Annotated in this window: 19 protein-coding genes and 1 pseudogene; 9 read left to right on the forward strand and 11 right to left on the reverse strand. The window is 72.1% G+C overall.

All coding sequences use genetic code 11. From position 1 onward, the window contains the following. Window position 1 precedes the first annotated feature (1 nt). From ABZ396_RS04235 to ABZ396_RS04270, 8 genes and pseudogenes are all read left to right on the forward strand, one after another. Complete coding sequence (locus ABZ396_RS04235; protein ID WP_358920869.1) at window positions 2-2,278, forward strand: GTPase; 2,277 nt, start codon at window positions 2-4, stop codon at window positions 2,276-2,278. Between the two features lie 315 nt (window positions 2,279-2,593). Then, entirely contained in the window at window positions 2,594-3,064 is a 471-nt protein-coding gene (locus tag ABZ396_RS04240) for a single-stranded DNA-binding protein (protein WP_358920867.1), read from the forward strand. A gap of 381 nt (window positions 3,065-3,445) precedes the next feature. After that, a complete protein-coding gene (locus ABZ396_RS04245; protein ID WP_358920865.1) occupies window positions 3,446-4,837 on the forward strand; it encodes a Cys-Gln thioester bond-forming surface protein in 1,392 nt (463 codons plus the stop codon). A gap of 36 nt (window positions 4,838-4,873) precedes the next feature. Further along, window positions 4,874-5,197, forward strand: a complete 324-nt coding sequence (locus ABZ396_RS04250) for a hypothetical protein (RefSeq protein ID WP_358920864.1) — start codon at window positions 4,874-4,876, stop codon at window positions 5,195-5,197. A 38-nt stretch (window positions 5,198-5,235) separates the two neighbouring features. Then, window positions 5,236-5,577 (forward strand): annotated as a pseudogene (locus tag ABZ396_RS04255) (UTRA domain-containing protein); the annotation flags it as partial. 318 nt (window positions 5,578-5,895) lie between these two features. After that, window positions 5,896-7,560, forward strand: a complete 1,665-nt coding sequence (ettA, locus tag ABZ396_RS04260) for an energy-dependent translational throttle protein EttA (RefSeq protein ID WP_358920862.1) — start codon at window positions 5,896-5,898, stop codon at window positions 7,558-7,560. 6 nt (window positions 7,561-7,566) lie between these two features. After that, entirely contained in the window at window positions 7,567-7,977 is a 411-nt protein-coding gene (locus ABZ396_RS04265) for a thioesterase family protein (protein WP_358920860.1), read from the forward strand. Beyond that, window positions 7,974-8,642: a hypothetical protein gene (locus ABZ396_RS04270; RefSeq protein ID WP_358920858.1), complete on the forward strand. Its 669-nt coding sequence runs from the start codon at window positions 7,974-7,976 to the stop codon at window positions 8,640-8,642. Before ABZ396_RS04265 ends, ABZ396_RS04270 begins: the two co-directional genes overlap by 4 nt. A gap of 14 nt (window positions 8,643-8,656) precedes the next feature. On the opposite strand, the gene ABZ396_RS04275 is transcribed toward ABZ396_RS04270, so the two are convergent. Next, window positions 8,657-9,061, reverse strand: coding sequence for a globin (locus ABZ396_RS04275; protein WP_358920856.1), 405 nt, complete (start codon window positions 9,059-9,061; stop codon window positions 8,657-8,659). 79 nt (window positions 9,062-9,140) lie between these two features. Here ABZ396_RS04275 and ABZ396_RS04280 point away from each other — a divergent pair, with 79 nt between their 5' ends. Beyond that, window positions 9,141-10,133: a methyltransferase domain-containing protein gene (locus ABZ396_RS04280; RefSeq protein ID WP_358920854.1), complete on the forward strand. Its 993-nt coding sequence runs from the start codon at window positions 9,141-9,143 to the stop codon at window positions 10,131-10,133. Between the two features lie 21 nt (window positions 10,134-10,154). Here ABZ396_RS04280 and ABZ396_RS04285 read toward each other — a convergent pair whose 3' ends face one another. From ABZ396_RS04285 to ABZ396_RS04330, 10 genes are all read right to left on the reverse strand, one after another. Further along, complete coding sequence (locus ABZ396_RS04285) at window positions 10,155-11,909, reverse strand: FHA domain-containing protein (protein WP_358920852.1); 1,755 nt, start codon at window positions 11,907-11,909, stop codon at window positions 10,155-10,157. A gap of 66 nt (window positions 11,910-11,975) precedes the next feature. Further along, complete coding sequence (locus ABZ396_RS04290; RefSeq protein ID WP_358920850.1) at window positions 11,976-13,316, reverse strand: VWA domain-containing protein; 1,341 nt, start codon at window positions 13,314-13,316, stop codon at window positions 11,976-11,978. A 133-nt stretch (window positions 13,317-13,449) separates the two neighbouring features. Continuing rightward, a complete protein-coding gene (locus ABZ396_RS04295; protein WP_358920848.1) occupies window positions 13,450-14,823 on the reverse strand; it encodes a PP2C family serine/threonine-protein phosphatase in 1,374 nt (457 codons plus the stop codon). Between the two features lie 3 nt (window positions 14,824-14,826). After that, complete coding sequence (locus ABZ396_RS04300; protein WP_358920846.1) at window positions 14,827-17,376, reverse strand: tetratricopeptide repeat protein; 2,550 nt, start codon at window positions 17,374-17,376, stop codon at window positions 14,827-14,829. Beyond that, window positions 17,373-18,707, reverse strand: a complete 1,335-nt coding sequence (locus ABZ396_RS04305; RefSeq protein ID WP_358920844.1) for a hypothetical protein — start codon at window positions 18,705-18,707, stop codon at window positions 17,373-17,375. The genes ABZ396_RS04300 and ABZ396_RS04305 overlap by 4 nt, the downstream gene beginning before the upstream one ends. A gap of 50 nt (window positions 18,708-18,757) precedes the next feature. Then, window positions 18,758-19,798, reverse strand: a complete 1,041-nt coding sequence (locus ABZ396_RS04310; protein ID WP_358920842.1) for a glutamate ABC transporter substrate-binding protein — start codon at window positions 19,796-19,798, stop codon at window positions 18,758-18,760. Window positions 19,799-19,812: 14 nt separating this feature from the next. Next, window positions 19,813-21,183 carry a hypothetical protein gene (locus tag ABZ396_RS04315; protein WP_358920903.1) on the reverse strand — a complete coding sequence of 457 codons (1,371 nt, stop codon included), beginning with the start codon at window positions 21,181-21,183 and terminating at the stop codon, window positions 19,813-19,815. A gap of 417 nt (window positions 21,184-21,600) precedes the next feature. Further along, window positions 21,601-22,572 carry a BadF/BadG/BcrA/BcrD ATPase family protein gene (locus ABZ396_RS04320; RefSeq protein WP_358920840.1) on the reverse strand — a complete coding sequence of 324 codons (972 nt, stop codon included), beginning with the start codon at window positions 22,570-22,572 and terminating at the stop codon, window positions 21,601-21,603. Beyond that, the gene (locus tag ABZ396_RS04325) at window positions 22,563-23,828 is read right to left on the reverse strand and encodes a 6-phospho-beta-glucosidase (protein ID WP_358920838.1); all 1,266 of its coding nucleotides are present in this window, start codon (window positions 23,826-23,828) and stop codon (window positions 22,563-22,565) included. The genes ABZ396_RS04320 and ABZ396_RS04325 overlap by 10 nt, the downstream gene beginning before the upstream one ends. A gap of 7 nt (window positions 23,829-23,835) precedes the next feature. Next, window positions 23,836-24,732: a carbohydrate ABC transporter permease gene (locus tag ABZ396_RS04330; protein WP_358920836.1), complete on the reverse strand. Its 897-nt coding sequence runs from the start codon at window positions 24,730-24,732 to the stop codon at window positions 23,836-23,838. Between the last annotated feature and the right edge of the window lie 2 nt (window positions 24,733-24,734).

Genomic DNA, 24,734 nt, shown 5'->3' on the forward strand with positions numbered 1-24,734 from the left:
GGTGACCGCCGTCACTGACCACGACCACACGGATCACATGGACCGCATGAACCGCAGGGATCACACCGGTGACTACGCCGGTGACCACCCCAGTGACTTCGAAAGCGGGCCGACCGCAGCGGACTCCGCGCCCGAGGCGGTACGGGGGCCAGGGCGGGAGCCGGTACGGGAGCCGGGGCGGGAGCAGGTACGGGGCCCGGGCCGGGATCCCGGACCGGACTCCGTTCACGACCCCGTTCCTGACCCGGTGAAGGCCTCTGAGACGGACACCGCGAAGGACACGGCGAAGGACACCGCGAAGGACACCGTGATGGATTCGGTCAAGGACTCGGCGAAGGCCTCCGTGAAGGCCTCGGTGAAGGACTCCGCGCCGGATCCCGTGAAGGACTCAGGACCGCGCCTCGTGAAGGACTCAGGGCCGCGCCTCGTCAAGGAGTCCGTACCGGACGGGCCCCAGAACCGGCGCGGGACCGGGGCGGAGCCCGCGGAACGGGCCGAGGCCGCCGGCGAGACCGAGACCGTGCCGCACGCGCGCGTGCGAGAGCAGCGTGAGCCGGCCGACGACGACCCGGCCACCGCCGACGACGTCTGGGACGACGGCCTCATCGCCCGCCGGGTCACCGAGAGCGCCAAACCGGCCGCCCCCGTCCTGGAGACCCGTGGCCCGGGCGCCCCGCCCCCCGCCCCGCTGGCGTACGACGGCCAGCTGCGCTCCCGCCTCGACGCCCTGCGCGAACTCGTCGGCCTCTCCCGCACCCGCCTCGACAGCCGCACCCTCGCCGAGGCCGGCCGGGTCCTGGACGAGGCGGCCGCCCGGCGCAGGCTCTCCGGCCAGCACACCGTCATCGCCATCGCCGGCGCCACCGGAAGCGGCAAGTCGCAGCTGTTCAACGCGCTCGCCGGCGTCGCCATCTCGGAGACCGGCGTACGGCGCCCCACCACCGCCGCGCCCATCGCGTGCAGCTGGAGCGACGGCGGCGCGGCCCTCATCGACCGGCTCGGCATCCCGGGCCGGCTGCGCCGCCGCCCGATGCACAACCCGGAGGCGGACGCGCAACTGCGCGGGCTGGTCCTGATCGACCTGCCCGACCACGACTCGGCCGCGGTCCAGCACCGCGAACACGTCGACCGGATCCTGAGGCTGGTGGACGCGGTGATCTGGGTCGTCGACCCCGAGAAGTACGCCGACGCGGTCCTCCACGAGCGCTATCTGCGGCCCATGGCCGGTCACGCGGAGGTCATGTTCATCGTCCTCAACCAGACCGACCGGCTCCCCGGCGAGGCCGCCGACCTGGTCCTCGACGATCTGCGCCGGCTGCTCGACGAGGACGGCATCGCGCTCGGCGAGTACGGCGAACCGGGCGCCACCGTGCTCTCGCTGTCCGCGCTCACCGGGGACGGCATCGGCGAACTGCGCGAGACACTCGGCCAGTTCGTCTCGGAGCGGGGCGCGGCGGCCCGCCGTGTCGCCGCCGACGTGGACGCCGCCGCACAACGGCTGCGGCCCGTGTACGCCACCGGGCGCCGCCCCGGGCTCAGCGAGGAGGCGCGCGACGACTTCGCCGCGCGACTGGCCGACGCGGTGGGCGCCACCGCCGCGGGCGAGGCCGCCGAACGGGCCTGGCTGCGCAATGCCAACCGGGCCTGCGGCACCCCCTGGCTGCGGCTGTGGCGCTGGTACCAGGGGCGCGGCGAGCAGCCCACGGGACGCCTGCAGCAGGCCCAGCCGGAGGAGGAGGCCACCGCGCGGCAGCGCGTCGAACAGGCGGTGCGCACGGTCTCCGACCGGGCCTCGGCCGGACTGCCCGCGCCCTGGGCGCAGGCGGTGCGCGAGGCGGCCGCACGCGGCTCGCAGGGCCTGTCGGAGGCGCTCGACGACCTGGCCGCTCGGGCCGGGCTGCCACCGGGCCGGCCGCCGCGGCCGGGCTGGTGGCCGGTGGCGGTGCTCGCCCAGGCCGCCATGACGCTTCTCCAGGTGGTCGGCGGGCTGTGGCTGGTGGGTCAGATCGCCGGGGTGATGGCGCCCAACCTGGGCGTGCCGGTGCTGCTGATGATCGCCGGGATCGTCGGCGGGCCGCTGGTCGAGTGGGGCTGCCGGATGGCGGCGCGAGGACCGGCCCGGCGGTACGGCCTGGAGGCGGAGCGCCGACTGCGGGAGGCGGCGGCCGGGTGCGGGCGGGCCCGGGTGCTGGATCCGGTGGCGGCGGAGCTGCTGCGGTACCGGGAGGTGCGGGAGCAGTACGGCCGGGTGACACGGGCGGGAGCCGGGGTGCGGTGACGCCCGCAAGGGACTCGGTGGGGTGATGCCGCAGGGGCCCGGGTGGGGGTGACGTCCGCAGGGACCCGGGTGACGCGGGCGGCGGCCAGGGTGGGGTGATGCCGCTGCCGGGGAGGCGGGTCACCCGTCCGGGTGGTGGGGTTTTCCACAGGTCGGCGGCGGTCCACAGCGCTCGGCGGGTCCGGCCCGGCGGCGGCAGTCTGGTCTCGCGGCGATCGCCACGAGGGCGGCCGCCGCGCTGGACATAGCCGTACGGGACGGACCCGTACGCGGATCCGCCCCGGCCACGGCGGCCGGGTGAGGGAGGGGTTCGTGATGAACGAGACATTGGTCTGCGCGGTAGGCAACGTGGCGACGCAGCCGGTCTACCGGGAGCTGGCGGCGGGGCCGTCGGCGCGGTTCCGGCTGGCGGTGACCTCGCGCTACTGGGACCGAGAGAAGAACACCTGGACGGACGGCCACACCAACTTCTTCACGGTGTGGGCCAACCGGCAGCTCGCCACCAACGCGGCGGCCTCGCTGTCCGTCGGCGACCCGGTCGTCGTGCAGGGGCGGCTGAAGGTGCGCACCGAGACCCGGGAGGGCCAGCAGTGGACCTCCGCCGACATCGACGCGGTGGCGATCGGCCACGACCTCGCACGCGGTACGGCGGCTTTCCGACGCGCCGGGAAGCCGGAGGCGGAGGCACCCGCACCGCCCCGCCCGGAGCCGAACTGGGAGACACCGGCGGAGTCCCCCGAATCCGCCGCGCAGCAGCAGCAATCGGAGCCCGTGGCGGTGACGTGACGTCAAATCGGCCCGCGCGACGGACCGTTCGTCACGGCCGCCCCAGTCCAACTGCGGTCGTTTGAACGCCCCTTGACGGCTTATCGGCACATGCACGCCGAGCTGCCCGCCGCGACGACCGGGTGGATTTGTCGATAAGCCCTGCTCATCCGCGGTCCCGCGATAACGATTACGGATCGGATCGCTCATCCGACCATCTCACCGGGAATAGGCGGTCCCGCTGATCCATAGGATGCCGGACGTGGCCTCTGGGGCCGCTGATTCTGCTGGTGGGACCGCCCCCCCGCGTTCAAGGGGTCCTGCTCGAAGGGGAATTCTGTGCTCGCTGCGTTCTCTGGTTCCTCGGCGCCCCGCGCGTCCGCCAGGCACTCCGGCACGGCCGTGTCCGCGAGAGGCGTGGCCCGCCTGGCCGCCGCGGCACTGGCGTCCGGACTGGTGGCCGCCGCCGCGCTGACCGGCGCCGGCCGGGCCGCGGCCGACGACGGAACCAGCCAGAGCCAGAGCGGGGCGACGGCGACCATAAGCGGCCTCAAGACCTACGGCGAGGCCGTCGTACACGGCGACAGCGGTGACGAGCAGGTGTCCGCGGGCCTGTTCGAGATGTCGGTGGACGGCGGTGGCACGCTCCAGACCTACTGCGTCGACCTCCACAACCCCACCCAGCGGGACGCCAAGTACCACGAGACGGCCTGGAGTGGCACCTCGCTGGGCGCCAACAAGAACGCCGGCAAGATCCGCTGGATCCTGCAGAACTCCTACCCGCAGGTCAACGACCTCGCCGCGCTCGCCCGCGAGGCCGGGGCCGGCAGCCTCACAGAGCAGGACGCGGCGGCCGGCACCCAGGTGGCGATCTGGCGGTACTCCGACCCGGACGTCGGCGCGGACGTCGAAGCCGTCGCCCCCCAGGCCGAGAAGCTCGCCGACTACCTGGAGCAGAGCGCCCGCCGCCAGACGGAGCCGCACGCCTCGCTGGCCCTGGACCCGCCCGCGGTATCCGGCCGCCCGGGCGGCCTGCTCGGCCCGGTCACCGTCCACACCAATGCCCACACCGTCACCGTGGTCCCGCCCGCCGACGCGGCCCTGAGCGGCGTACGGATCACCGACAAGACCGGTAAGCCGGTCACCGTGGCGCAGGACGGCAGCGAGCTGTACTTCAAGGTCCCCGACGACGCCACGCACGCCTCCGCCGAACTCACTGTCCAGGCGTCGACCACCGTCCCGGTCGGCCGCGCCTTCACCTCCGACAGCCGCAGCCAGACACAGATCCTGGCCGGCTCGAGCGAGTCCACGGTCGCCGCGACCGCGAACGCGACCTGGGCCGCCCAGGGCGCGATACCGGCACTGTCGGCCGAGAAGAACTGCGCCGAAAGCGGCGTGGACATCACCGCGGCCAACACCGGCGACAAGCCGTTCACCTTCGAGCTGATGGGCACCGAGCACACCATCCCCGCGAACACCTCGCGGACGGTGACCATCCCGCTCCAGGAGGACCAGGCCTACGACTTCACGATCACCGGCCCCAACGGCCTCGAACGGCGCTTCACGGGCGTCCTCGACTGCAACACCGAGGCCGGCGAGAGCGGGCTCACCACCCAGACCCTCAGCGAGCCCAGCCCCGCCTCGGTCGGCGGCACCACCGCCAACGTCAACCTGGCCGCCACCGGCGGGGACCCCGCGACCGGCGTGATCACGGGCGTCGCCATCGGCCTCGTGGTGATCGGAGGCGCGGTCCTGGTGATCCTCCGCCGGCGGGAGAACCCGGCCGGCGACTGATCCCCGCCGAACGGCTCCGCCGGGCAGTATGGCCTCATGACCCAGTCACCCACGGTGCCGGCGAAACACAGAGCCTCCTCGGACTCGGTGCTGTCCCTGTGGTCGCAGGACTCGGTGCTGTCGATCGGCTCGGTGGGGTCCGTACTGTCCATCGGATCGGTCGGCTCGGCCCCGTCCGTGATCTCAGCCGGATCATGGATGAGCACGGGATCGCTGCTGTCGGCACAGTCCCGGTGTTCGGTCCTTTCCTGGCGCTCCTCCCGCCCCTTCCGTTCGGCGGGAGTAGTGGGGGCGGCGGCGGTCACCGCCCTACTGCTCCACCGGGCTTTGCGGGAACCTACCGCGTTGGGTCGTGGGTGACGATGTCTACGGGTTCGCGGTTCGGGCGCCCGTCTTAGTTGGCCGACGGCAGGCCCGTGCAGCTGTCCACGAGCTGGGAGCCCTACGACCTCACCGCCGGCACCCTTGTCGTCCTCCCTGAGGGAGGCCCGCACGCCGGGACGGGCGTCGTGAACCGCATGGCCGCCATCGGGATCACTGTCAGCCACGCCGTGGAGCAGCCGGAACCCCGGCAGGCGACCGCCGAGGAAGCATCACTCCTCGGTATTCAGAAGGCTGCTCTGGTCACCCATATCCGGCGGACCTACTACAGCGACCAGGGGCGGCCCGTCGAGACCGCGGACATCGTCGTGCCCGCCGCCCACTGCGAGATCGTCTACGAGATCCCCATCAGTCGATAGCCCGCAGTCCTAGGCCGGCCGACGGGTTCATTACTGCTGCTCTGGTGGGCGCGAGCCTGTACCGGATGCTGTTTCCGCCCTGCCCCCCTTGCTCTGCGCTGATCACCACGAGCTCCCTGCCGAGTGTCGTCTCTGGGCCGTCCGACGCTCCCCGAGGCCACTCAACGGCGACCGACAGTGACAGACGGGCCACAGCCGCCACCGGCAAACCCCCAGCTCACAGCCCCCTGACCAAACGGGTTAACACCCAAGGCTGGACGTCAGGCAAGATGGGGTGTATCTGCCCACTGCCAGTTTCAAGCTGCCGGACGGTTTCTCTTGGCTGAGTTCATTTACACCATGCGCAAGGCGCGCAAAGCGCACGGCGACAAGGTGATCCTCGACGACGTCACCCTGAGCTTCCTGCCGGGGGCGAAGATCGGCGTCGTCGGTCCGAACGGCGCCGGTAAGTCGACCGTGCTGAAGATCATGGCGGGGCTGGAGCAGCCGTCCAACGGCGACGCCTTCCTCTCTCCCGGCTACAGCGTCGGCATCCTGCTCCAGGAGCCCCCGCTGAACGAGGAGAGGACCGTCCTGGAGAACGTCCAGGAGGGTGTCGCCGAGATCAAGGGCAAGCTCGACCGGTTCAACGAGATCGCCGAGCTGATGGCGACCGACTACTCCGACGCGCTGCTCGACGAGATGGGCAAGCTCCAGGAGGAGCTGGACCACGCCAACGCCTGGGACCTCGACGCCCAGCTGGAGCAGGCCATGGACGCGCTGGGCTGCCCGCCCGGCGACTGGGCGGTCACCAACCTCTCCGGTGGTGAGAAGCGCCGCGTCGCGCTCTGCAAGCTGCTCCTCGAGGCCCCCGACCTGCTGCTCCTCGACGAGCCCACCAACCACCTCGACGCCGAGTCGGTGAACTGGCTGGAGCAGCACCTCGCCAAGTACGAGGGCACCGTCGTGGCCGTGACCCACGACAGGTACTTCCTGGACAACGTGGCCGGCTGGATCTGCGAGGTCGACCGCGGCCGACTGCACGGCTACGAGGGCAACTACTCCAAGTACCTGGAGACCAAGGCCACCCGTCTCAAGGTCGAGGGCCAGAAGGACGCCAAGCGGCAGAAGCGCCTCAAGGAAGAGCTGGAGTGGGTCCGCTCCAACGCCAAGGGGCGCCAGGCCAAGTCCAAGGCCCGTCTCGCGCGGTACGAGGAGATGGCTGCCGAGGCCGACAAGATGCGGAAGCTGGACTTCGAGGAGATCCAGATCCCGCCGGGCCCCCGCCTGGGCAACGTGGTCGTCGAGGTCAACGACCTGTCCAAGGGCTTCGGCGAGAAGATCCTTGTCGACGGGCTTTCGTTCACGCTGCCGCGGAACGGCATCGTCGGGGTCATCGGCCCGAACGGCGCCGGCAAGACGACCCTGTTCAAGATGATCCAGGGGCTGGAGACGCCGGACGCCGGTGACATCAAGGTCGGCGAGACCGTCAAGATCTCCTACGTCGACCAGACCCGCGCCAACCTCGACCCGAAGAAGACGCTGTGGGAGGTCGTGTCCGACGGGCTCGACTACATCAACGTCGGCCAGGTCGAGATGCCGAGCCGCGCGTATGTCTCCGCCTTCGGCTTCAAGGGCCCGGACCAGCAGAAGCCGACCGGCGTCCTCTCCGGCGGTGAGCGCAACCGGCTCAACCTGGCGCTGACCCTGAAGCAGGGCGGCAACCTGCTGCTCCTCGACGAGCCCACCAACGACCTGGACGTCGAGACCCTCTCCAGCCTGGAGAACGCGCTCCTCGAGTTCCCGGGCTGCGCGGTGGTCGTCTCCCACGACCGCTGGTTCCTGGACCGGGTCGCCACCCACATCCTCGCCTACGAGGGCGAGTCCAAGTGGTTCTGGTTCGAGGGCAACTTCGAGTCGTACGAGAAGAACAAGATCGAGCGGCTCGGACCGGACGCCGGCCGTCCGCACCGTGCCACCTACAAGAAGCTGACCCGGGGCTGATCGGTCTTGCGCCACATCTATCGCTGCGCCCTGCGCTGGTCCGACATGGACGCGTACGGACATGTCAACAACGCGATCTTCCTCCGCTACCTGGAGGAGGCCCGCATCGACTTCCTGTCCCGGCGCGGCAAGGAGTCCAAGCAGGGGTCGGTGGTGGCGCGCCACGAGATCGACTACAAGCGCCAGCTCGTGCACCGGCCCGATCCGGTCGGCATCGAGCTGTGGGTCACCGAGATCAGGGCCGCGTCCTTCACCGTCGCCTACGAGGTGAAGGACGACGACCTGGTCTACGTACGGGCCTCGACGGTGGTCGTGCCGTTCGACTTCGACACGGGCCGGCCGCGCCGGATCACCGCCGAGGAGCGGGACTTCCTGGAGGAGTACCGGGACGACAAGGAGGAGGCCGTCGCCGCATGACGGTGCTCCACCTCGCTGACGACGGGGAGGCGGCGGATCTCGCGGCCTTCCTCTCCCGGCTGCTCCACTACGACCGTGGAGCAGCCGTACGCCTCCAGGCGGCCGGTACCGCGCTGGCCGTCTTCGGCCGGCCGCCGTCCTTCGAGGTGCTGGCGATCCGCGCGGTGCGGCTCGCGAAGCCGTACGAGAGCGGTCTCGACGTCACACTCGATGTGACCGTCTCGGCGGGGGAGTTGCTGGAGTCGGTGGACGAGCAGGCCGCCACGGCCGGGGTGCCGGGCGCGGTCACCGGGCCGCCGTGGGCGGGTGTGCTGCCGCCACGCGGTGGCTGGCAACCGGAGCCGGGGCTGCCCGCGCCACAGGCGCTACGGGCCACGGTGGCCGCCTCGGTGGGTGAATTCCGGTCGCGTACGGCGGAGTTGGCGCCGCAGAGCCGTACCCGGGCCGAACTCGACCGGATCGGGCGGGACATCTGGTCCCGGACCGTGGGCGGCACCCGGCTGCCGGTACGGGCCGTGCACGCGGCCCAGTCGCTGGGCTTCCTGCGGCCGACCGACGAGGCCGTGCTGCTCTCCGCGGGGGCGTGGCTGCGGCTGCGCACGCCGTTCGGATCGATCGCCGTACGGCGGGCGGGACTCGGTGCGCTGGACGTCAGCGTCCGCTGAGCCGCCGCCCCCGGTCAGTCCGGGGTGTTCACCATCGAGGCGGCCGCGTAGGTGAGGTAGTTCCAGAGCTGTTCCCGGTGCGCCTCGGAGAGGCCGAGCTCGTCCACGGCCACCCGCATGTGCCTCAGCCAGGCGTCGTGCGCCGCCCGGTCCACGGCGAACGGGGCGTGCCGCATGCGCAGCCGGGGGTGGCCGCGGTTGTCGCTGTACGTCGTGGGGCCGCCCCAGTACTGGATGAGGAACAGGGTGAGCCGCTCCTCGGCCGGACCCAGGTCCTCCTCCGGGTACATCGACCGCAGGACCGGATCCCCGGCGACGCCCTCGTAGAAACGGTGGACGAGCCGGCGGAAGGTCTCCTCCCCGCCGACCTGCTCGTAGAAGGTCTTCTCCTGAAGCGTGCCGCGCCGAATCTCTCTCACCCGTACATCGTCTCAGATGCGGTGACCGAGGACTCAAGGCTTAGGACCCGCTGCGGAGACGGGGCTCTAGGGTGGACCCATGGGCGCCCACGACGCGGAGATCTCGGAAGTCCCGGACATCGAAGGGCATGCCGCCGTGGCGCGGGGCAAGCTGGTGCGGGAGATGGACGCCGAGGGGGTCTGGGCGGCGGAGCCGGTGTGGCGGGAGGCGTTCGAGGCGGTGCCCCGGCACCTGTTCGTGCCGTACTACTACGTCGCCGGGGCGCGCGGCTATGAGCGCCGGTGGGGCGAGACCCCCGATCCCGAGGCCCGGGAACGCTGGGTGCGGGGTGCCTACGAGGACGTTCCGCTGGCGACCCGGCTGCGCGACGGCGAACTGATGTCCTCCAGCAGCCAGCCCTCGCTCATGGCGCGGATGCTCGTCGCGCTGCGGGTGGCCGACGGCCACCGGGTGCTGGAGATCGGCGCGGGGACCGGGTACAACGCGGCGCTGCTGGCCCATCGGCTCGGGGACGACAACCTTGTCACCACGGTGGATGTGGATCCGGAGATCACCGAGTCGGCGCGGCGGCATCTGGCCGCGGCCGGTAGCCGGCCGGCCGTCGTCACGGGGGACGGGGCGCGGGGGGTGCCCGAGCGTGCGCCGTTCGACCGGATCATCGCGACGTGTGCGCTGCCGAGCGTGCCGCGGGCGTGGGTCGCGCAGTGCGTGGCGGGGGCGCGGATTCTCACCCCGGTGGCCACGGGGTTGCTGGCGCTGACCGTGCGCGGCGGGGGCTGTGCCGAGGGCCGGTTTCTGCCGTCGGGCGCGTTCTTTGTGCCGTTGCGCGGAGTGGAGCGGGTGGGGGTGGGGGACGTGAGTGGGGTGCCGTTCCGCGCTCTTGAGGACGAGCTGTTCCAGTTCCTGGCGGAGCTGACCCGGGGGGTGCTCAGCCCTCGGGAGGCCTATGAGGTGTGGGTGCGGGAGGGGATGCCCGGCCGTGAGCGGTACGGGGTCACGGTGGACAAGGACAGGGAGTGGGTGTGGCTGGACGACCGGGAAGGGCCGTGCGTCTGGCCGCTCCCGGTCTGAGCCCCGTGCGGGTACTGCAGCTCACCCTCGCCGGACGGTGATCGTCGTCCAGGCGCCGACGTGCACCCTGTCCCCGTCCTGCAGCGGCACCGGGACGAACGGCTGGATCGGCTCCTCGCCGCCGTTCACCGTCGTGCCGTTCGTCGAGTTCTGGTCGACGACCGCCCAGCTGCCGTCCGGCTGCTGGACCAGGACCGCGTGCTGGTGCGAGACGCCCGGGTCCTCCGGCGGTACCGACAGGTCGACATCGGGGGTGTCGCCGGTGGAGTGCCGACGGCGGCCGATGGTGACCTGGTTGCCGGTGAGCGTGCGCTGCTGCTCGGGGGAGTACGCGGGGAGGTTGAGGCCGGCCGCCTCCGGGCCCGAGCGCTGCATCATCGCCATGAAGTACTCGCGGTCCGGGCCGATCGTCGCCGTCCAGGTCGCCGGAGCCTGCGGAGCCTGCGGGAAGGCGGGGCCGGCCGGGGAGCCCGGCTGCGGGTAGCCGTAGCCGCCGGAGCGGGCGCCAGGGGCGCCGGGGCCGGCCGACGGCGGGGAGATCACCCAGTCGTCGTCGCCGAAGGACGGGCCGCCTGCCGGGGGCCTGCCGGTCTCCTGCGGGAAGCCGGGCGGCGCGGGCGGGGCCGACTGCTGGAAGGCCCCGGGACTGCCACCGGTGGGCGAGCCGGGACCGCCGGGCGACGGCGGAACCGGCGGCCGGGACGGGTCCCCACCGCCGAAGGGACCGGCGGCCGGGCCACCGGAGGGGTCGCGGGTGAAGGGGCCGGAGGCCTGGCCGGAGCCGGGGGCGCTGCCGAAAGCGGAGGGACCGCCGGAGTTCTGGCCCGGAGGGCCGCCGAACGACGGCGGCGGAGCCGAAGGACCGCGGTCGCCTCCGAAGGGCGGTGGGCTGGACTGGCCGCGGTCACCGCCGAACGCCGACGGACCGGAGGGGTCGCGGTCGTCTCCGAAGGGCGGTGGGCCGGACTGGCCGCGGTCGCCTCCGAAGGGCGGCGGGTTGGACTGGCCGCGGTCGTTGCCGAAGGCCGAGGGACCGGGCGGGTTGGACTGGCCGCGGTCGTTGTCGAACGCCGAGGGACCAGGTGGGCCGGACTGGCCGCGGTCGCTTCCGAAGGGCGGTGGGTTGGACTGGCCGCGGTCGTTGCCGAAGGCCGACGGCCCGGGCGGGTTGGACTGGCCGCGGTCGTTGCCGAACGCCGAGGGACCAGGTGGGCCGGACTGGCCGCGGTCGTTGCCGTACGCCTGAGGGGACGGGGGACCGGACGGGCCGCCGCCGCGCTCGCCCGCGAACGGCGTCGGGCCCGAGGGCTCGCTGCCGAAGGAGGGGATCGGCTCGGCCGGACGGTTCATCTGGGAGGGACGCGAGCCCTGGTACTCGTACGAGTCGGTGTTGCCGCCGTACGACGGCGGGGTGGGCGGCCGGAAGGTGGGCGCGGCCGGGCCGCCGCCCGCGGGTGGGCGCGGGGCGGCCGGGGTGTACGAGGTGGCCGTGTTGGTCAGGAAGTTCCAGCGGCACTCCTCGCAGAACGGCGCACCACCCTCACGGGGCGTACGGCACTGCGGGCACAACTCCGGCTCGGGCGCGTTCGGCACGGCGGACAGATGACGGCCACCGGCCGGGCCACCGGCCGGGGCGCCGGGCGCGGGCGGCGGGAAGCCGTAGCCGCCGGCGGTCGGCGGGGGCGGCGGCGGGGGCACGGCACCGGCCATGCGGTGACCGCACACCTCGCACCAGTCGTCGGAACCCGACTGGTGTCCGTTCGGGCAGGTCGGCATGTCGGTGCTTCCCTCTCTGTCAGGTTCGTCCTGAGCCTGTCTGGGTGTCCTGCGTGTGTTGCCAGGTCACTTCTTTACACGAACAGTCTTTGTGGACCTTGTTTCGAGAGTCATCTCGTCGGCCTCCGCAACCTTCGCCTTCAATCGCACAGTACCTGTCGCGGCGTCGACCACGTCCACCACCTTCGCAAGCAGTTTCGCAGTATCCGCGTTCCCGGAGGCGCCGGCGAGCTGAACGGCCCGACCCAGTTTGGCCGTTGCTCCATCCATATCGCCCGCTTTGCGCAGATCGAGCCCTTGTTGGATGGCTTGTGCGAGTTCGGCCTGGCCGGTGTAGTGGGCGACTTGGGGGTTGATGGAGGTCGAGGCGACCATGTCGTCCGTCCACACCGCCCTGATCAGCCCCTGCGCACCCAGGTTCTGGACAGTGCCGTCGGGCTGCGGGACGACCAACGACACCCGTGCGGCGAGCATTTCCTGGCCGAGGCCGGCCGTGGGGACCTCCACGCAGATGTGGTAGTCGCGGGACTCGTCGCCCCAGGAGCCGGTCGGGTAGTCCCCGGCGCGCGGTCCCGCCTCGGTGCGGCGGCCGGTCAACTCATCGACGGTGGGCGCCACTTGCTTGACGAACTTGGTCGTCGTACCGACCGGCGTCCACAGCCGCAGCGCGACGTCCGCGACCTCCTTGCCCATCGCCGTCTCCATCATCTGCGTGAAGTCGGCGGCCAGTTCCGTGGGGTCGGCGACGATGTCGGCGGTGCCGAGCAGCGCGGAGGCGACCCCTGTGACTTCTTTCACTTCCCAGTCGGTGCCCACCCCGCGTGCGTCACAGGTGAACCGCCCGGCGCAGGAGTCCAGTGCGGCCTTCAGGTCCTCCGGCGACTCGTGCTCGTTACGGCCGTCGGTGAGCATGATGCCGTGCCGGATCGTGAGGTCCGCCGAGGACAGCAACCGGTCGGCGAGGCGCAGCCAGGTGCCGATCGCCGTACCACCGCCCGCGCTCAGCCTGCGCAGCGCCTGCTTGGCCTGCTCCCGGGTGGTGCGGTCGGCCACCGCGAGCCGGCCACCGCCCGGATAGACCTCCTTGGCGACGTGCGTGCCGCCGATCACCGCGAAGTGGGTGCCGTCACGCAGGGTGTCGACCGCTGCCGCCGTGGCGTCCCGGGCGTTGCGTATCTTGGTCGGCGGGTAGTCCATCGAGCCCGAGCAGTCGACCATGATCGCCACTCCGGCCGCCGGCCCCTGCCCGGGTGCGTACGACGTCCCGGCCACGCTCCCGGCGGTGCCGCCGCCGGTCGACGTCACCGTGGCGATCGCGTTGACCTCCCGGCCGCCCTCCGGCAGGTACTCGTTCTGGTACACGTCCACCGAGAACTGCGGCACGTTCGACTTCGAGAAATTGGCCATGGCTGCTCTGGTCCCCCTCCACCCCACGCGCGGTGGGTGCTGACAATGTGCGGACCGGTCCCCTCCGGTCCACCGGTGCTTTCCCCTGCGCTGCCCCGATCCTGTTTCCCGTTTACGGCCGTTTTGCGCGACCTCAGGCGGATCCTGCCCCTTGCGGCGGCGCCGGGAACGGGAGCAGCGCCACTGTTACGTTGTCGTGGCCCCCGCCGTCCAGGGCGTGACCGACCAGGACCCTGGCCGCGTGCAGCGGCCGTACGGCTGCGTCGGCGGGGACGACCTCGGACATCTCCTCGGCCGACTCCGCGTAGTTCCACAGGCCGTCGGTGCACACCACCACCACACCAGGCCGGTCCGGCTTGAAGGAAGCGGTGTGCGGCTCCAGTTCGTAGGCGTCCGCGCCGAGCCAGCCGGTGATCGCGTGGGCGCGCTCGTCGGCGTACGCCTCCGCCTCGCTCATCAGCCCCGCGGCCACCATCTGCGCGGCCCAGGAGTCGTCCTCGGTGAGCCGGGCCGGCGGCGCGCTGCGGTCCACCGGCACCCAGTAGACGCGGCTGTCGCCGACCCAGCCGACCACCAGCAGGCCCGCGGCGACGATCGAGCCGACGATCGTGCACGCCGGGGCGTTCTGGTGCGGGGTGTGCTCGCGGGCCGAAGGGGGTTCCTCGGCGAGGGCGTTGACGGCCTGGGAGGCGGCGACGATCGCCTCGTGCATCGCCTGCTGCGGATGCGTGCCCTGCGGCAGCGCGGCCAGCAGTTCCTCGCTCGCCACCCGGGAGGCGGCCAGCGAGGCCTCGTCGGGGCGGGTCGCCGAGGAGACGCCGTCGCAGACGATCGCGAGCATCGCCGGGGTGCCGTCGGGCAGCGCGGTGTGGCCCACGGCGAACGCGTCCTCGTTGCGGTGGTGGCGCAGCCCGCGGTCGCTCACGGCGGCCAACGGGCCGGACTCCTGTTCCATGTGGTCGCGCTCACGCGGCTGGGCGTGCCCGCAGTTCTCGCAGTAGCCGTCGTCGTCGACCCGGCCGGCCCGGCAGGCCACGCACATCTGCGTGGACCCCGCCGACTCGGCGGGGTCGGCCGGGTCCGCGGGGTCCGCGGGGTCCCCGGGGTCGGCGGCGGAGGCGGACAGCCTCGGGTCCGGCGCCTGGAGCGGGTAGTCGTCGGAGTCGTCGGAGTCGTCGGGCTCCGGCGGCCGGTCGAAACGCACCCCGGGGGCCGGCGGCGCCGGCGAACCGTGCGGCGGCGAACCCGGCAGCGGCTCGCCGCCCGAGTCGGTGCCGGGCAGATCCGTCGGCAGATGCGGGGCCGCGGGCGGCCCGGAGCTCTCCGGCTCGGGCGGTGGCCAGTCCACGCCGGAGGCGCCCATGGTGAGGGTCGGGTCGTCCTGCGGCGCGGCGGGCACGGCCGACAGGTCGTACCCGCACGCACCGCAGAACCGGTCACCCGATTCGAGCGGCTCCGCGCAGCTCGGGCACTTCGCCGTTGCGGCCTGCTGGGGCATCTGCGACATCAACTACACCCACGTCCGGGGGCGGTAACGGTTGGCCCGTTCCACCAAGTCGATCCTCTCCTCACCGCCGGTCGCCAGTCTGGCCAGCGTGCGGTACGAGCGCTCCAGGCCGAAGCGGAGGCCCCGCTCGTCCAGACCGCTGCCGAGCAGCACCCGGCCGCCGACGGCGGGCTGGGCTCCCTGGCCTCCGGAGAGTATCCAGTCCAGCGCGCAGCCGAGGACTTCCGCCGACAACTGCTCGCGCCGCGCCGGATCCAGACCGTAGGCGTCCAGCGCCTCGATCTGCCCGGCGGCGGCCGTCAGATCGTCCAGGAACGGCGTGTCGTCGGGCGTCGCGGTCCGGTGCCGCAGCCGCGCCCGTACGGCAGCCACCCGGGCCGCCGTGTAGTGGATCGACGCCTCCGGCACCGACTCCAGCGTACGCGCGGCACCGCGCCGGTCCCCGGCCGCCAGCCGTACCCGGGCCAGGCCGAAGGCGGAGCTCACGAAACTCGGGTCGGTCGCCCACACCAGCCGGTAGTACTCGGCCGCGTTGTCCAGCTGGCCGAGCACCTCCGCGCACAGGCCGAGCGCCAGCTTGGGCGCGGACTCGCCGGGGAAGGCGTCGTAGATCGCGTCGAAGGACAGCGCAGCGCCCTCGAAGTCCCCGGTGACCAGGGCGGCCACCCCCCGGTACCACACCACCCGCCAGTCGTCGGGCTGCTCGTCCTCCAGCGTGCCCAGCGCGGTCAGGGCGGCCTCGTGGTCGCCGCTCTCCAGCAGGGCGCGGACCTGGCGCAGCCGGGTCTCGACGGTCCGGGTCGGCGCGGCGGTCAGCGCGCCGAGCAGCTCGCCCGGGGCCGAGGTCATCATCAGGCCCGCCAGGAAACCGGCGTTCGGGTCGCTCGGGTCGACCAGCGGGACTGGCAGGGCGAGGGCGGCGGCCGGGGTGTCGATGGGTCTGACCAGGGCGGGGGAGCCCGGGGTGCGCGCCGGGCCGACCGCGTTGGCCGCGGCCCCGGCGGCTCCCGGCGGCTCCAGGGCGAGCGTTCTGGAGGCCATCGCCCGCGCCCCCAGCCGGGACACGTCCCCGTCCAGCTTCGGGAACAGCTCCGTGTCCGTGACCTTGACCTCGGGCCCGAAGAGCGTCGACAGCGCGGGCCGGGCCTTGCCGGTCTGCACCGACACGACCTCGCGCAGCACGCCCGTCAGCTGCTCGGCCATCTCCTGCGCGGAGGCGAACCGGCGGGCCGGGTCCGGTTCGGTGGCCCGGACCAGCAGCCGGTAGAAGGACTCGTACTGCCGGAAGACCTCGATGTTGTCCGGGTCGGGCAGCGAGTCCACGAAAACGGTCGTGTACCCCTGGAAGTCGAAGGTGAGCACGGCGAGCGTACGGCCGACGGTGTACAGGTCGGACGCGACCGACGGGCCGGCCTCGGCGACCTCCGGGGCCTGGTAGCCGACGGTGCCGTAGATCGCCGACTCCTCGTCGTCCATGCGGCGCACCGCGCCCATGTCGATCAGCTTGAGCTGGTCCTCGGTCTGGATGGCGTTGTCGACCTTGAAGTCGCAGTACAGCAGGTTGCGGCTGTGCAGATGGCCGAGGGCCTCAAGAGCCTCGATGCCGTAGGCACAGGCCTGCTCCACCGGCAGCGGGTCCCGGCGGCCCTCCGCCGTACGGCGGGCGTTGGCGATCTCCTTGAGGGACTTGCCGCCGACGTACTCCATGACGATGTAGCCGTCGAGCGAGCCGGTGCGCTGGTCCAGGTGCTCCACGAAGTTGTAGATCCGCACGATGTTGGCGTGCTCGATCTCCGCGAGGAACCGCCGCTCGGAGATCGCGGCGGCCATCGCGTCCTGGTCGCCGGTGTCGAGCAGGCCCTTGAGCACCACCCAGCGGTCGGACACCGCCCGGTCCACGGCGAGGTAGACCCAGCCGAGCCCGCCGTGCGCGAGACAGCCCACGACCTCGTACTGGCCGTGCACCACATCGGCGGCCTTCAGCTTGGGCACGAACGAGTACGGGTTGCCGCACTTGGTGCAGAACCCTTCGGTCCGGCCCGGCCGGTCACCGCGGCCCCGCCCGACCGGCGCCCCGCAGTCCGAGCGCGAGCAGAACCGCTTCCGCTCGGGCACTTCCGGGTTTTCCAGCACCATCTCGCGCGGGTCCGGCCTCGGCACCTGTGGGACCGTGACCAGCCCCGCGCCCAGCCGGCTGCGCCCCGACCCGCTCGTCGACGAACCGGAGCTGCGCACCGACACCGAACGGCCCGTCGACCTGCCCGACAGGGAGCGCGAGAGCCGCCCGGAGACCGAGCGCCGCGACTTCGACGACTGCGAGGACGTACGTGAACTGCGGCTGCTGGAGCGTGAGCTCCCGCTGCTCGCGGAGCCCCTGCCGCCGGCCGTGATCCCGGTGGGCGGCGAGCCGACCAGCCCTCCCCCGGAGGGGGGACCCCCAGCCGAGACGACCGGGGCCAGACCGCAGGTGTCGCAGTACAGCTCACCGCCGCCCACGTCCTCGTACGACCCCTCGCAGCCCGGCCGCTGGCACGACTGTCCTGCCTGACTCATGGCTCTACTCCCCCCCGCCGGTCCTCGGGACCGCTCTGCTGCGGCACGCGCGGCGCGCCCAGCGCCTCGGCCGCCGCCTGCTGATAGCGCAGCACCGCCTGCTCCGCGACCCTGAGGTCGCAGGGCGCGCTCCACAGCATCCGCCGGGCCGCGTCGTACCGCTCGACCAGGAACCGGTCCTCCGCCAGCCCGTGCCGGGCCACCTTCGCCTTGTACGCGTCCAGCCGGCCGCGCAGCTCCGCGCGCACCGCCAGCGGCGCGGTGACGGCCGTCAACGACTCGCGGGCGCGCAGCAGTTCGTCCTCCGCCTTCTGCTCCAGGGACTCCAGCAGCGGCGACAGCCGGTGCCACTGGGCCATCCTGCGGTACTCGGCGGCCGTCGTCAGCTGCTCCTGCAGCGCGGTCGGCGGGCCGCTGACCACCGGCACCTCGGTCGCCGCGATCTTCGCCAGCACCTCACCGCGCGCGGTACGCGCCTCGGCGAGGGTGCGGTCCGCGCGGGAGAGCACGTCCCGCAGCTTGATCAGCCGGGCCTCCGCGTCCTGCCGTACCGTCAGCACGGCGTCGATCTCCCGCCGCACCTCCTCGAGCGCCTGCGCCTCCCGGTCGTACACCGTGGTGTCCGGCCGGCCGCCGCCCGGCGCCGAACTCCCCTGCGCCGGAACCCAGAAGGCCAGCGGATCCGACACGACGTCCTCACGGAGCCTGGTCAGGGTGCGGGTGATCCGCTCCAGGTCGTCGCCCGCCGGGTGCTCGCCCGGGCGCACCCCGACGGAGTGCGCCAGCTTGCGGGTGCGCTGCAGCTCGGCGGCGAGTAAATCGATCCGCGCGGGCAGCGCCGACCACACCGCGTCGGCGGTGACGACCATGTCCAGCGAGGTCGCGTACAGCTCGTTCATCCGGTCGACCAGGGTCACCAGCGAGAAGCGCTCGCTGAGCCGGCCGGCCGCCGACAGCAGCGTCGGCGCGTTCGCCGTCGCCGTGGCGCTGCCCGCCACCGTGACCGACTCGCCGCGCAGCAGCTCGGTCAGCTCCACCAGGTCCTCACGGCTGGACCAGCGGCGCCGCGACCGGATCTCCCGGGCGGTCCGCAACGCGTCCGTGTAGGCGTCGAAATACGCCCACAGCAGGCTGATCGACGCCTCGGCGGTCGTCCACCGCTCCCGGGTGGTCCCGGTCAGCTGGGCGCCTTCCAGGAGTCTGCGGCCCGCGTGGTCCTGCAGGGCGAGCAGCGAGGTCTCGATCGCCTCGTGCTCCGCGCCGAGCCGCGCCAGCGCACGGTCCACCTCGTCCCGGTCCATCACCGGCCCGGCGGGGTCCGTGACGCCCATCGATCACCTCTCGCTTGCTTGCTTGTCGGGGCCGGCCCTGCGGATGCGGGTCAGCTTGTGCGCAGGTACTGCGGCGCGGGTGGTTTCGACGCCGTCGAGTCCGCTCCCAGTGTCGCCGACAGCCACTTGTCGTACGACGCCTGCCAGCCGTCGGCCCGGTAGTCCACCAGAATCCGATTGACCCGGCGTACCAGATCGGTCGCATCCCGTTTCATCGCCACGCCGTAGTACTCGGTCGTGAAGGCGGCGCCCTTGAGTTCGACCGTCGGGTCCTGCGCGGCCTGGCTGGCGGCCAGCGCGCCGTCGGTGACCACCGCGTCGGCCTCACCGAGCTGCAACCGCACCAGACAGTCGAGTTGGTTCGGCACGGTGGTGGAGATGTCCGCCGAGGCGGCCGGCTTCCCGGACTTCTTGTCGGCGTCCAGCTTGGCGTACGCCGTCGAACCGGCCGCCGTGCAGATCCTCCTGTGCGCCAGCGTGCCGTTGTAGCCGGTGATCGCCGACGACTTGGGCGCGAGGACCTGCTGGCCGGTCTTGAAGTACGGCGCGGAGAACGCCACGTCCTTCAGCCGGTCGCAGTTGATGGTCATCGTGCGCACCACCATGTCGACGCGGCCGTCCTGGATCGCCGGTATCCGCTGGCTGGTCGGAATCGCCTTGAACTGCACGGCGTTCGGGTCGCCGAGGATGTCCTGGGCTATCCGGTGCACCAGGTCGATGTCGAAACCCTCCAGCTCCGCACCCGAGTTGTTCGGATTGCGGTAGCCCCAGCGGTAGCTGTTCTGGTCGACGCCGACGATCAGCTTCCGCTTGGCGCCCGTACGGGACTTGATGGCGTCGATCGTCGTACCGTCCGCGCCCGACGGCGGCCAAGTCTCGTTCTGCGCCTGGGAGTCGACACATTCATCGGCCTTCGCCGGGCTGCCGGTGGCCAGTCCAGGACCGCCGAGCCCCTCGTCCGTGTCGCTCTGCCCGGCGGACTGGGTGAGCGGCAGCAGCAGGGCGAACGCCAGCGCCAGAGCGCAGCCGACCGCCATCGCGCCCACTCCGCCCCAGCCGCGCAGGGAGGCCCTCATCCTCTGCACGAACATCGCCACGCCTCCTCTCACCGGTACTCCGAAAGCCTGCGCCCGACACCGAACAGCGCGCCCGACGCCGCCGCCACACCCAGCATGGCGGCACCGATCGGCAGCCCGGACATCGCGTCCCGCCCGTCGGTGGCCCGCTGCTGGAACTCGGTCTCCTCGTGGGCCAGAGCGTTCTTCAGGTTCGTGTCGACGCTGTCGAAGCACTCGGCGGTCGCGCCCTTGGCGCCGATCACCTTGTCCAGCGCCGCCTGGTAGTCGCCGTTCTCGTCCTCGGTGCGGGCGTCGGCGTGCCGCTCCTTCCACACCTTCATGTTGCCCTCGGCCGCCTGCACGGGTTTGCTGCCCGCCGAGTCGTCCGCGAGCGCCGCGGCCTGGGTGAGGCCCTTGCCGAGGGCGGCCATGTCCCGGTCGAAGTCGTAGTAGTACGCGTCGTAGGTCCCGCCGTCGACCGTGACCGTCTCCGCGCCCCGCGCGACCAGGCTGAGGTTCTCGTTCCCCCGCGCCTTCAGGGAGGCGATCCGGGCGTCGTGCAGCACGTTCAGCGAGCGGACGCCGTGGTCGTATGAGCCGTCCAGGCCGGCGCGGGCGAAGGTGTGGCCGACGACCAGCCACAGCAGCGTGATGACGGTGGCCGCGGAGGCCGCGACCAGGCCGTGGTTGAGCACGCGGTTCGTACGGCGGTAGTGGCGCAGCTGGGCCCAGCCGAGCGCGGCGAGGGCGAGCAGCCCGAGGACGATGGCAGCCCACGGGTACGGGGTCGCGTCCGCGTAGTCGGACGACAGCCGCGCGTTCTCCTTCGTGTAGAGATCCTCCGCCGCCGGGAGCATCTCCTTCTGCATCTTCTCGTTCGCGTAGCGCAGATAGGCGCCGCCTACCGGGTAGCCCTGCCGGTTGTAGACCCGGGCCCGCTCCACGAGCCCCTTGTACTCGGGGAGCAGCTTGTTCAGCTTCACCACGGCCGCCTCGGAGGGGGAGCCGGGCTCGGAGTTGGCTGCGGCGGTGACGAGCTTGGCTGCGGCGGTCTGTATGTCCGTCTCGTATCGCCGGCGGGAGGCGGACGTCTCCTGACCGCCCGCCAGGAAGCCGCTGGAGGCTGCGGTGTTGGCGTCCGCGAGCGAACGGTAGATGTCGGCCGAGCCCGAGCTGAGCGGCTGGCTGCGGTGCAGCACGTCGTCGGCGGCGGCCGCGCGGTCGGTCATCTGCCAGGCGGTGACGGCACCGAAGGCGACGATCAGGACGGCCAGTACGGCGCCGATGACGCGCAGCCGGCCGGGCTCTGTCGTCGCCGCGGTCCGCAACTGCTCGGCGGCTTCGGCGAATGCGGTGCGGCGCCCTGCGGTGGGGGAGGGCGGCCGGTACTGGGCGGGCACGGTGGGCCTGGTGGGCAGGGCGGGGCCTGCGCCTGGTGGTGCCGCGCTCTTCGTCGGCGGGTGTGTCACTTGACCTCCCCCACGGTCATCCGGTCGCCGCCCAGTATCGCCGCCCGGACTGATATTCGGCACCGGCCTTCCCTGGATCCTGATCCGATCGCAGCGGAACCCCTGCCCATGAATACGCCGGGGGAATCGGTTCGGTTCCGTAGGGGTGGTGTGGTGGCATCCGCCGGCGTGGCGAAGTCCGAGGCGCGGAGGGCTGGGGCTGCGTCGTCGCGGGCTGCGGGCCGGTGGGGGCTGGTCGCGCCCACGCGGCGGAGCCGCACATCGATACAGCCCCACGCCCCTTACCGGGCGCTGCGGTCGCGTCGGATACATAGCTGCGGGCAGTTGTGCCCCAGCGACACCCCCCGGCCCCAGCCCCACCCACCGTCACCCTTCGAAATACGTCCGCACCCTCCCCTGCGCATCCGCTCCCGCGCCCACCGCGTCCAGCCCCAGCAGCGCCGCCCCCAGCACCGGTCGCGCCGTCACCACCCTCGGTACCGCCTTCGGCGCACGCGCCGCCAGCAGCTCCCGTACGCCGTCGTCCAGCTGCGGGTGACCGCCCGTCAGCACCCCGCCCCCCAGCAGCACCGGCGTCTCCTCGTCCAGCAGTTCCAGTCGCGTCAGCGCCACCGTCGCCATGGTCACCACCTCCTGCGCCAGCCGGTCCACCACCGACCGGGCGATGGGGTCACCGTCGGCCGCCGTCGCGAACAGCACCGGTGCGAGTTCGTGCCGGCGGCCGTACGCGACGTGCTCCAGGTGCAGCGCCTCGATCAGCGCGTACATGGACGGCAGGCCGAAGTGGGCCGGGAGGGTGCGGACCAGGGCCGTCGGCTCGCCACGGCCGTCCTCCGCCCGCGCCGCGTGCCAGAGGGCCTCCTCGGCCAGTCCCCAACCGCCGCCCCAGTCACCGGAGATACGCCCTATCGCGGGGAAGCGGGCGGTGCGGCCGTCGGGGCGCATGCCGACGCAGTTGATGCCCGCCCCGCACACCACGGCGACGCCCCGGGGCTCGGCCACGCCGGCCCGCAGGATCGCGAAGGTGTCGTTGCGGACGGTCACCGAACCGCCCCAGTCGCGAGCGGCCAGCGCGGCGGCCAACTGCTTCTCCTCCACCGGCAGATCGGCGTTGGCGAGGCAGGCCGAGACATGGGCGACGGAGGTGACCCCGGCGGCGCGGTACGCCTCCGCGACCGCCGCCGCCACCTCGTCCACGGCCTGCTCCACGCCCACCACCGGCGGCCGGAAGCCGCCGCCGCGGGCCGTGGCGAGGACGTCGCCGTCGGCCGCCACCACCGCGACGTCGATCTTGCTGTTGCCCGCGTCGATGGCGAGGACACTTGCGGTCAGGCCCACGCGAGGTGCTCCCGGTTGTGCGCGATCAGTCGGTCGGTCAGGGCTTCGGCGTACTCGTACTGGCCGATGAGGGGATGGGAGAGGAGGGCCTTGAAGACACGGTCGCGGCCGCCGCGCAGCGCCGCCTCCAGGGCCAGTTCCTCGTACGCCGTCACGTTCGCGACCAGGCCGGCGAAGAGCGGGTCGACGTCCGGGACGGACAGCGGTACGGGCCCGCCCGCGCCCACCGCCGCCTGCACCTCGATCACCGCGTCGTCGGGGAGGAAGGGGAGCGTGCCGCCGTTGTACGTGTTCACCACCTGGTAGGGGTTGCCGGCTCCGCCCAGCAGCGCCGCCGCCAGGTCCACCGCCGCCTCCGAGTAGTACGCGCCGCCCCGCTTGGCCAGCAGCTCCGGCTTCTCGTCCAGCGCCGGATCGCCGTACATCTCCAGCAACTGCTTTTCCATGGCTGCCACTTCGGACGCACGGGACGGCTTGGTGCGCAGCTCCCGTACCACCTCGTCGTGGGCGTAGAAGTAGCGCAGGTAGTAGGAGGGGATCACGCCGAGGCGGTCCACGAGCGGGCGGGGCAGGCGGAGGTCGTCGGCGATGGTGTCGCCGTGGTCGGCGAGCAGCTTGGGCAGGACGTTCGCGCCCTCGGGGCCGCCGAGGCGTACCGCCGTCTCCCAGGTGAGGTGGTTGAGGCCGAGGTGGTCCAGGTGGATCTCGGACGGCGTGACACCGAGCAGTTTCGCGAACTTCCGCTGGAAGCCGATCGCCACGTTGCACAGTCCGACCGCCCGGTGCCCGGCCTGGAGCAGGGCGCGGGTCACGATCCCCACCGGGTTGGTGAAGTCGATGATCCAGGCGTTCGGGTTGGCCCGGCGGACGCGTTCGGCGATGTCCAGGACGACGGGGACGGTCCGCAGGGCCTTGGCGAGCCCCCCGGCGCCGGTCGTCTCCTGGCCGATGCAGCCGCACTCCAGGGGCCAGGTCTCGTCCCGCTGCCGGGCCGCCTGGCCGCCGACGCGCAGCTGGAGCAGCACCGCGTCGGCGCCCTCGACGCCCGCGTCCAGGTCGGAGGTGCTGACGATACGGCCGTCGTGGCCCTGTCTGGCGAAGATACGCCGGGCCAGTCCGCCCACCAGTTCCAGGCGCTCGGCGGCCGGGTCCACCAGGACCAGTTCCTCGATGGGCAGGGTGTCCCTGAGCCGTGCGAAGCCGTCGATGAGTTCGGGGGTGTAGGTCGAGCCGCCGCCGACCACGGTGAGTTTCATACCAGGGTTAACCCTTCACTCCGGTGAGCGTGACGCCCTCGACGAACGCCTTCTGGGCGAAGAAGAACACGAGGATCACGGGGGCCATGACCAGTACGGTCGCGGCCATGGTGAGGTTCCAGTCGGTGTGGTGCATGCCCTTGAACGACTCCAGGCCGTAGGACAGGGTCCAGGCGCCCGGGTTCTCCGAGGCGTAGATCTGGGGGCCGAAGTAGTCGTTCCAGGCGTAGAAGAACTGGAAGAGGGCGACCGCGGCGATGCCCGGCTTCGCCATGGGGATCACCACCCGCAGCAGGGTCCGCAGATCTCCGCAGCCGTCCACCTTCGCCGCGTCCAGGTACTCGTTCGGGATCGTCATCAGGAACTGGCGCAGCAGGAAGATGGAGAACGCGTCGCCGAACGCCATCGGGACGATCAGCGGCCACAGGGTGCCGGAGAGGCCGAGTTGCTTCGCCCAGAAGAGGTACATCGGGATGATGATCACCTGCGGTGGCAGCATCATCATCGAGATCACCAGCATGAGCGAGAGATTGCGGCCCCGGAAGCGGAACTTGGCGAGCGCGTACGCCACCGGCAGCGAGGAGACGACGGTCAGGACGGTGCCCAGACCGGCGTAGAACAGCGTGTTCCGCCACCAGGTCAGGAAACCGGGGGTGTCGAAGACCTTCCGGTAGTTGCCCCACTCCCAGGTGTGCGGGATCAGGTCCCGGCTGAGCGCCTGGCTGTCGCTCATCAGCGAGGTCAGGAAGACGAACACGAAGGGCAGGGTGAAGAAGAGGGCGGCGGCGACGCCGAGGGAGTGGACCGCCACCCAGTTCAGCAACGCCTTGCGGCGGGCCGTGCGTTCGGCCGGCGTCATCGGCTGCGGGGTCACGTCCACCGGCCGGTCCAGTACCTGGGCCATGT

The sequence above is a fragment of the Streptomyces sp. NPDC005866 genome, from assembly GCF_040629895.1.
GTDB lineage: Bacteria > Actinomycetota > Actinomycetes > Streptomycetales > Streptomycetaceae > Streptomyces.

What these genes read in the sequence shown, in the direction of transcription:
- ABZ396_RS04240 (WP_358920867.1), top strand. Translation starts at nt 2,594, where the DNA reads ATGAACGAGACATTGGTCTGCGCGGTAGGCAACGTGGCGACGCAGCCG.
- ABZ396_RS04250 (WP_358920864.1), top strand. Translation starts at nt 4,874, where the DNA reads ATGACCCAGTCACCCACGGTGCCGGCGAAACACAGAGCCTCCTCGGAC.
- ABZ396_RS04270 (WP_358920858.1), top strand. Translation starts at nt 7,974, where the DNA reads ATGACGGTGCTCCACCTCGCTGACGACGGGGAGGCGGCGGATCTCGCG.
- ABZ396_RS04280 (WP_358920854.1), top strand. Translation starts at nt 9,141, where the DNA reads ATGGGCGCCCACGACGCGGAGATCTCGGAAGTCCCGGACATCGAAGGG.
- ABZ396_RS04285 (WP_358920852.1), bottom strand. Translation starts at nt 11,909, where the DNA reads ATGCCGACCTGCCCGAACGGACACCAGTCGGGTTCCGACGACTGGTGC.
- ABZ396_RS04290 (WP_358920850.1), bottom strand. Translation starts at nt 13,316, where the DNA reads ATGGCCAATTTCTCGAAGTCGAACGTGCCGCAGTTCTCGGTGGACGTG.
- ABZ396_RS04295 (WP_358920848.1), bottom strand. Translation starts at nt 14,823, where the DNA reads ATGTCGCAGATGCCCCAGCAGGCCGCAACGGCGAAGTGCCCGAGCTGC.
- ABZ396_RS04300 (WP_358920846.1), bottom strand. Translation starts at nt 17,376, where the DNA reads ATGAGTCAGGCAGGACAGTCGTGCCAGCGGCCGGGCTGCGAGGGGTCG.
- ABZ396_RS04305 (WP_358920844.1), bottom strand. Translation starts at nt 18,707, where the DNA reads ATGGGCGTCACGGACCCCGCCGGGCCGGTGATGGACCGGGACGAGGTG.
- ABZ396_RS04310 (WP_358920842.1), bottom strand. Translation starts at nt 19,798, where the DNA reads ATGTTCGTGCAGAGGATGAGGGCCTCCCTGCGCGGCTGGGGCGGAGTG.
- ABZ396_RS04325 (WP_358920838.1), bottom strand. Translation starts at nt 23,828, where the DNA reads ATGAAACTCACCGTGGTCGGCGGCGGCTCGACCTACACCCCCGAACTC.
- ABZ396_RS04330 (WP_358920836.1), bottom strand. Translation starts at nt 24,732, where the DNA reads ATGGCCCAGGTACTGGACCGGCCGGTGGACGTGACCCCGCAGCCGATG.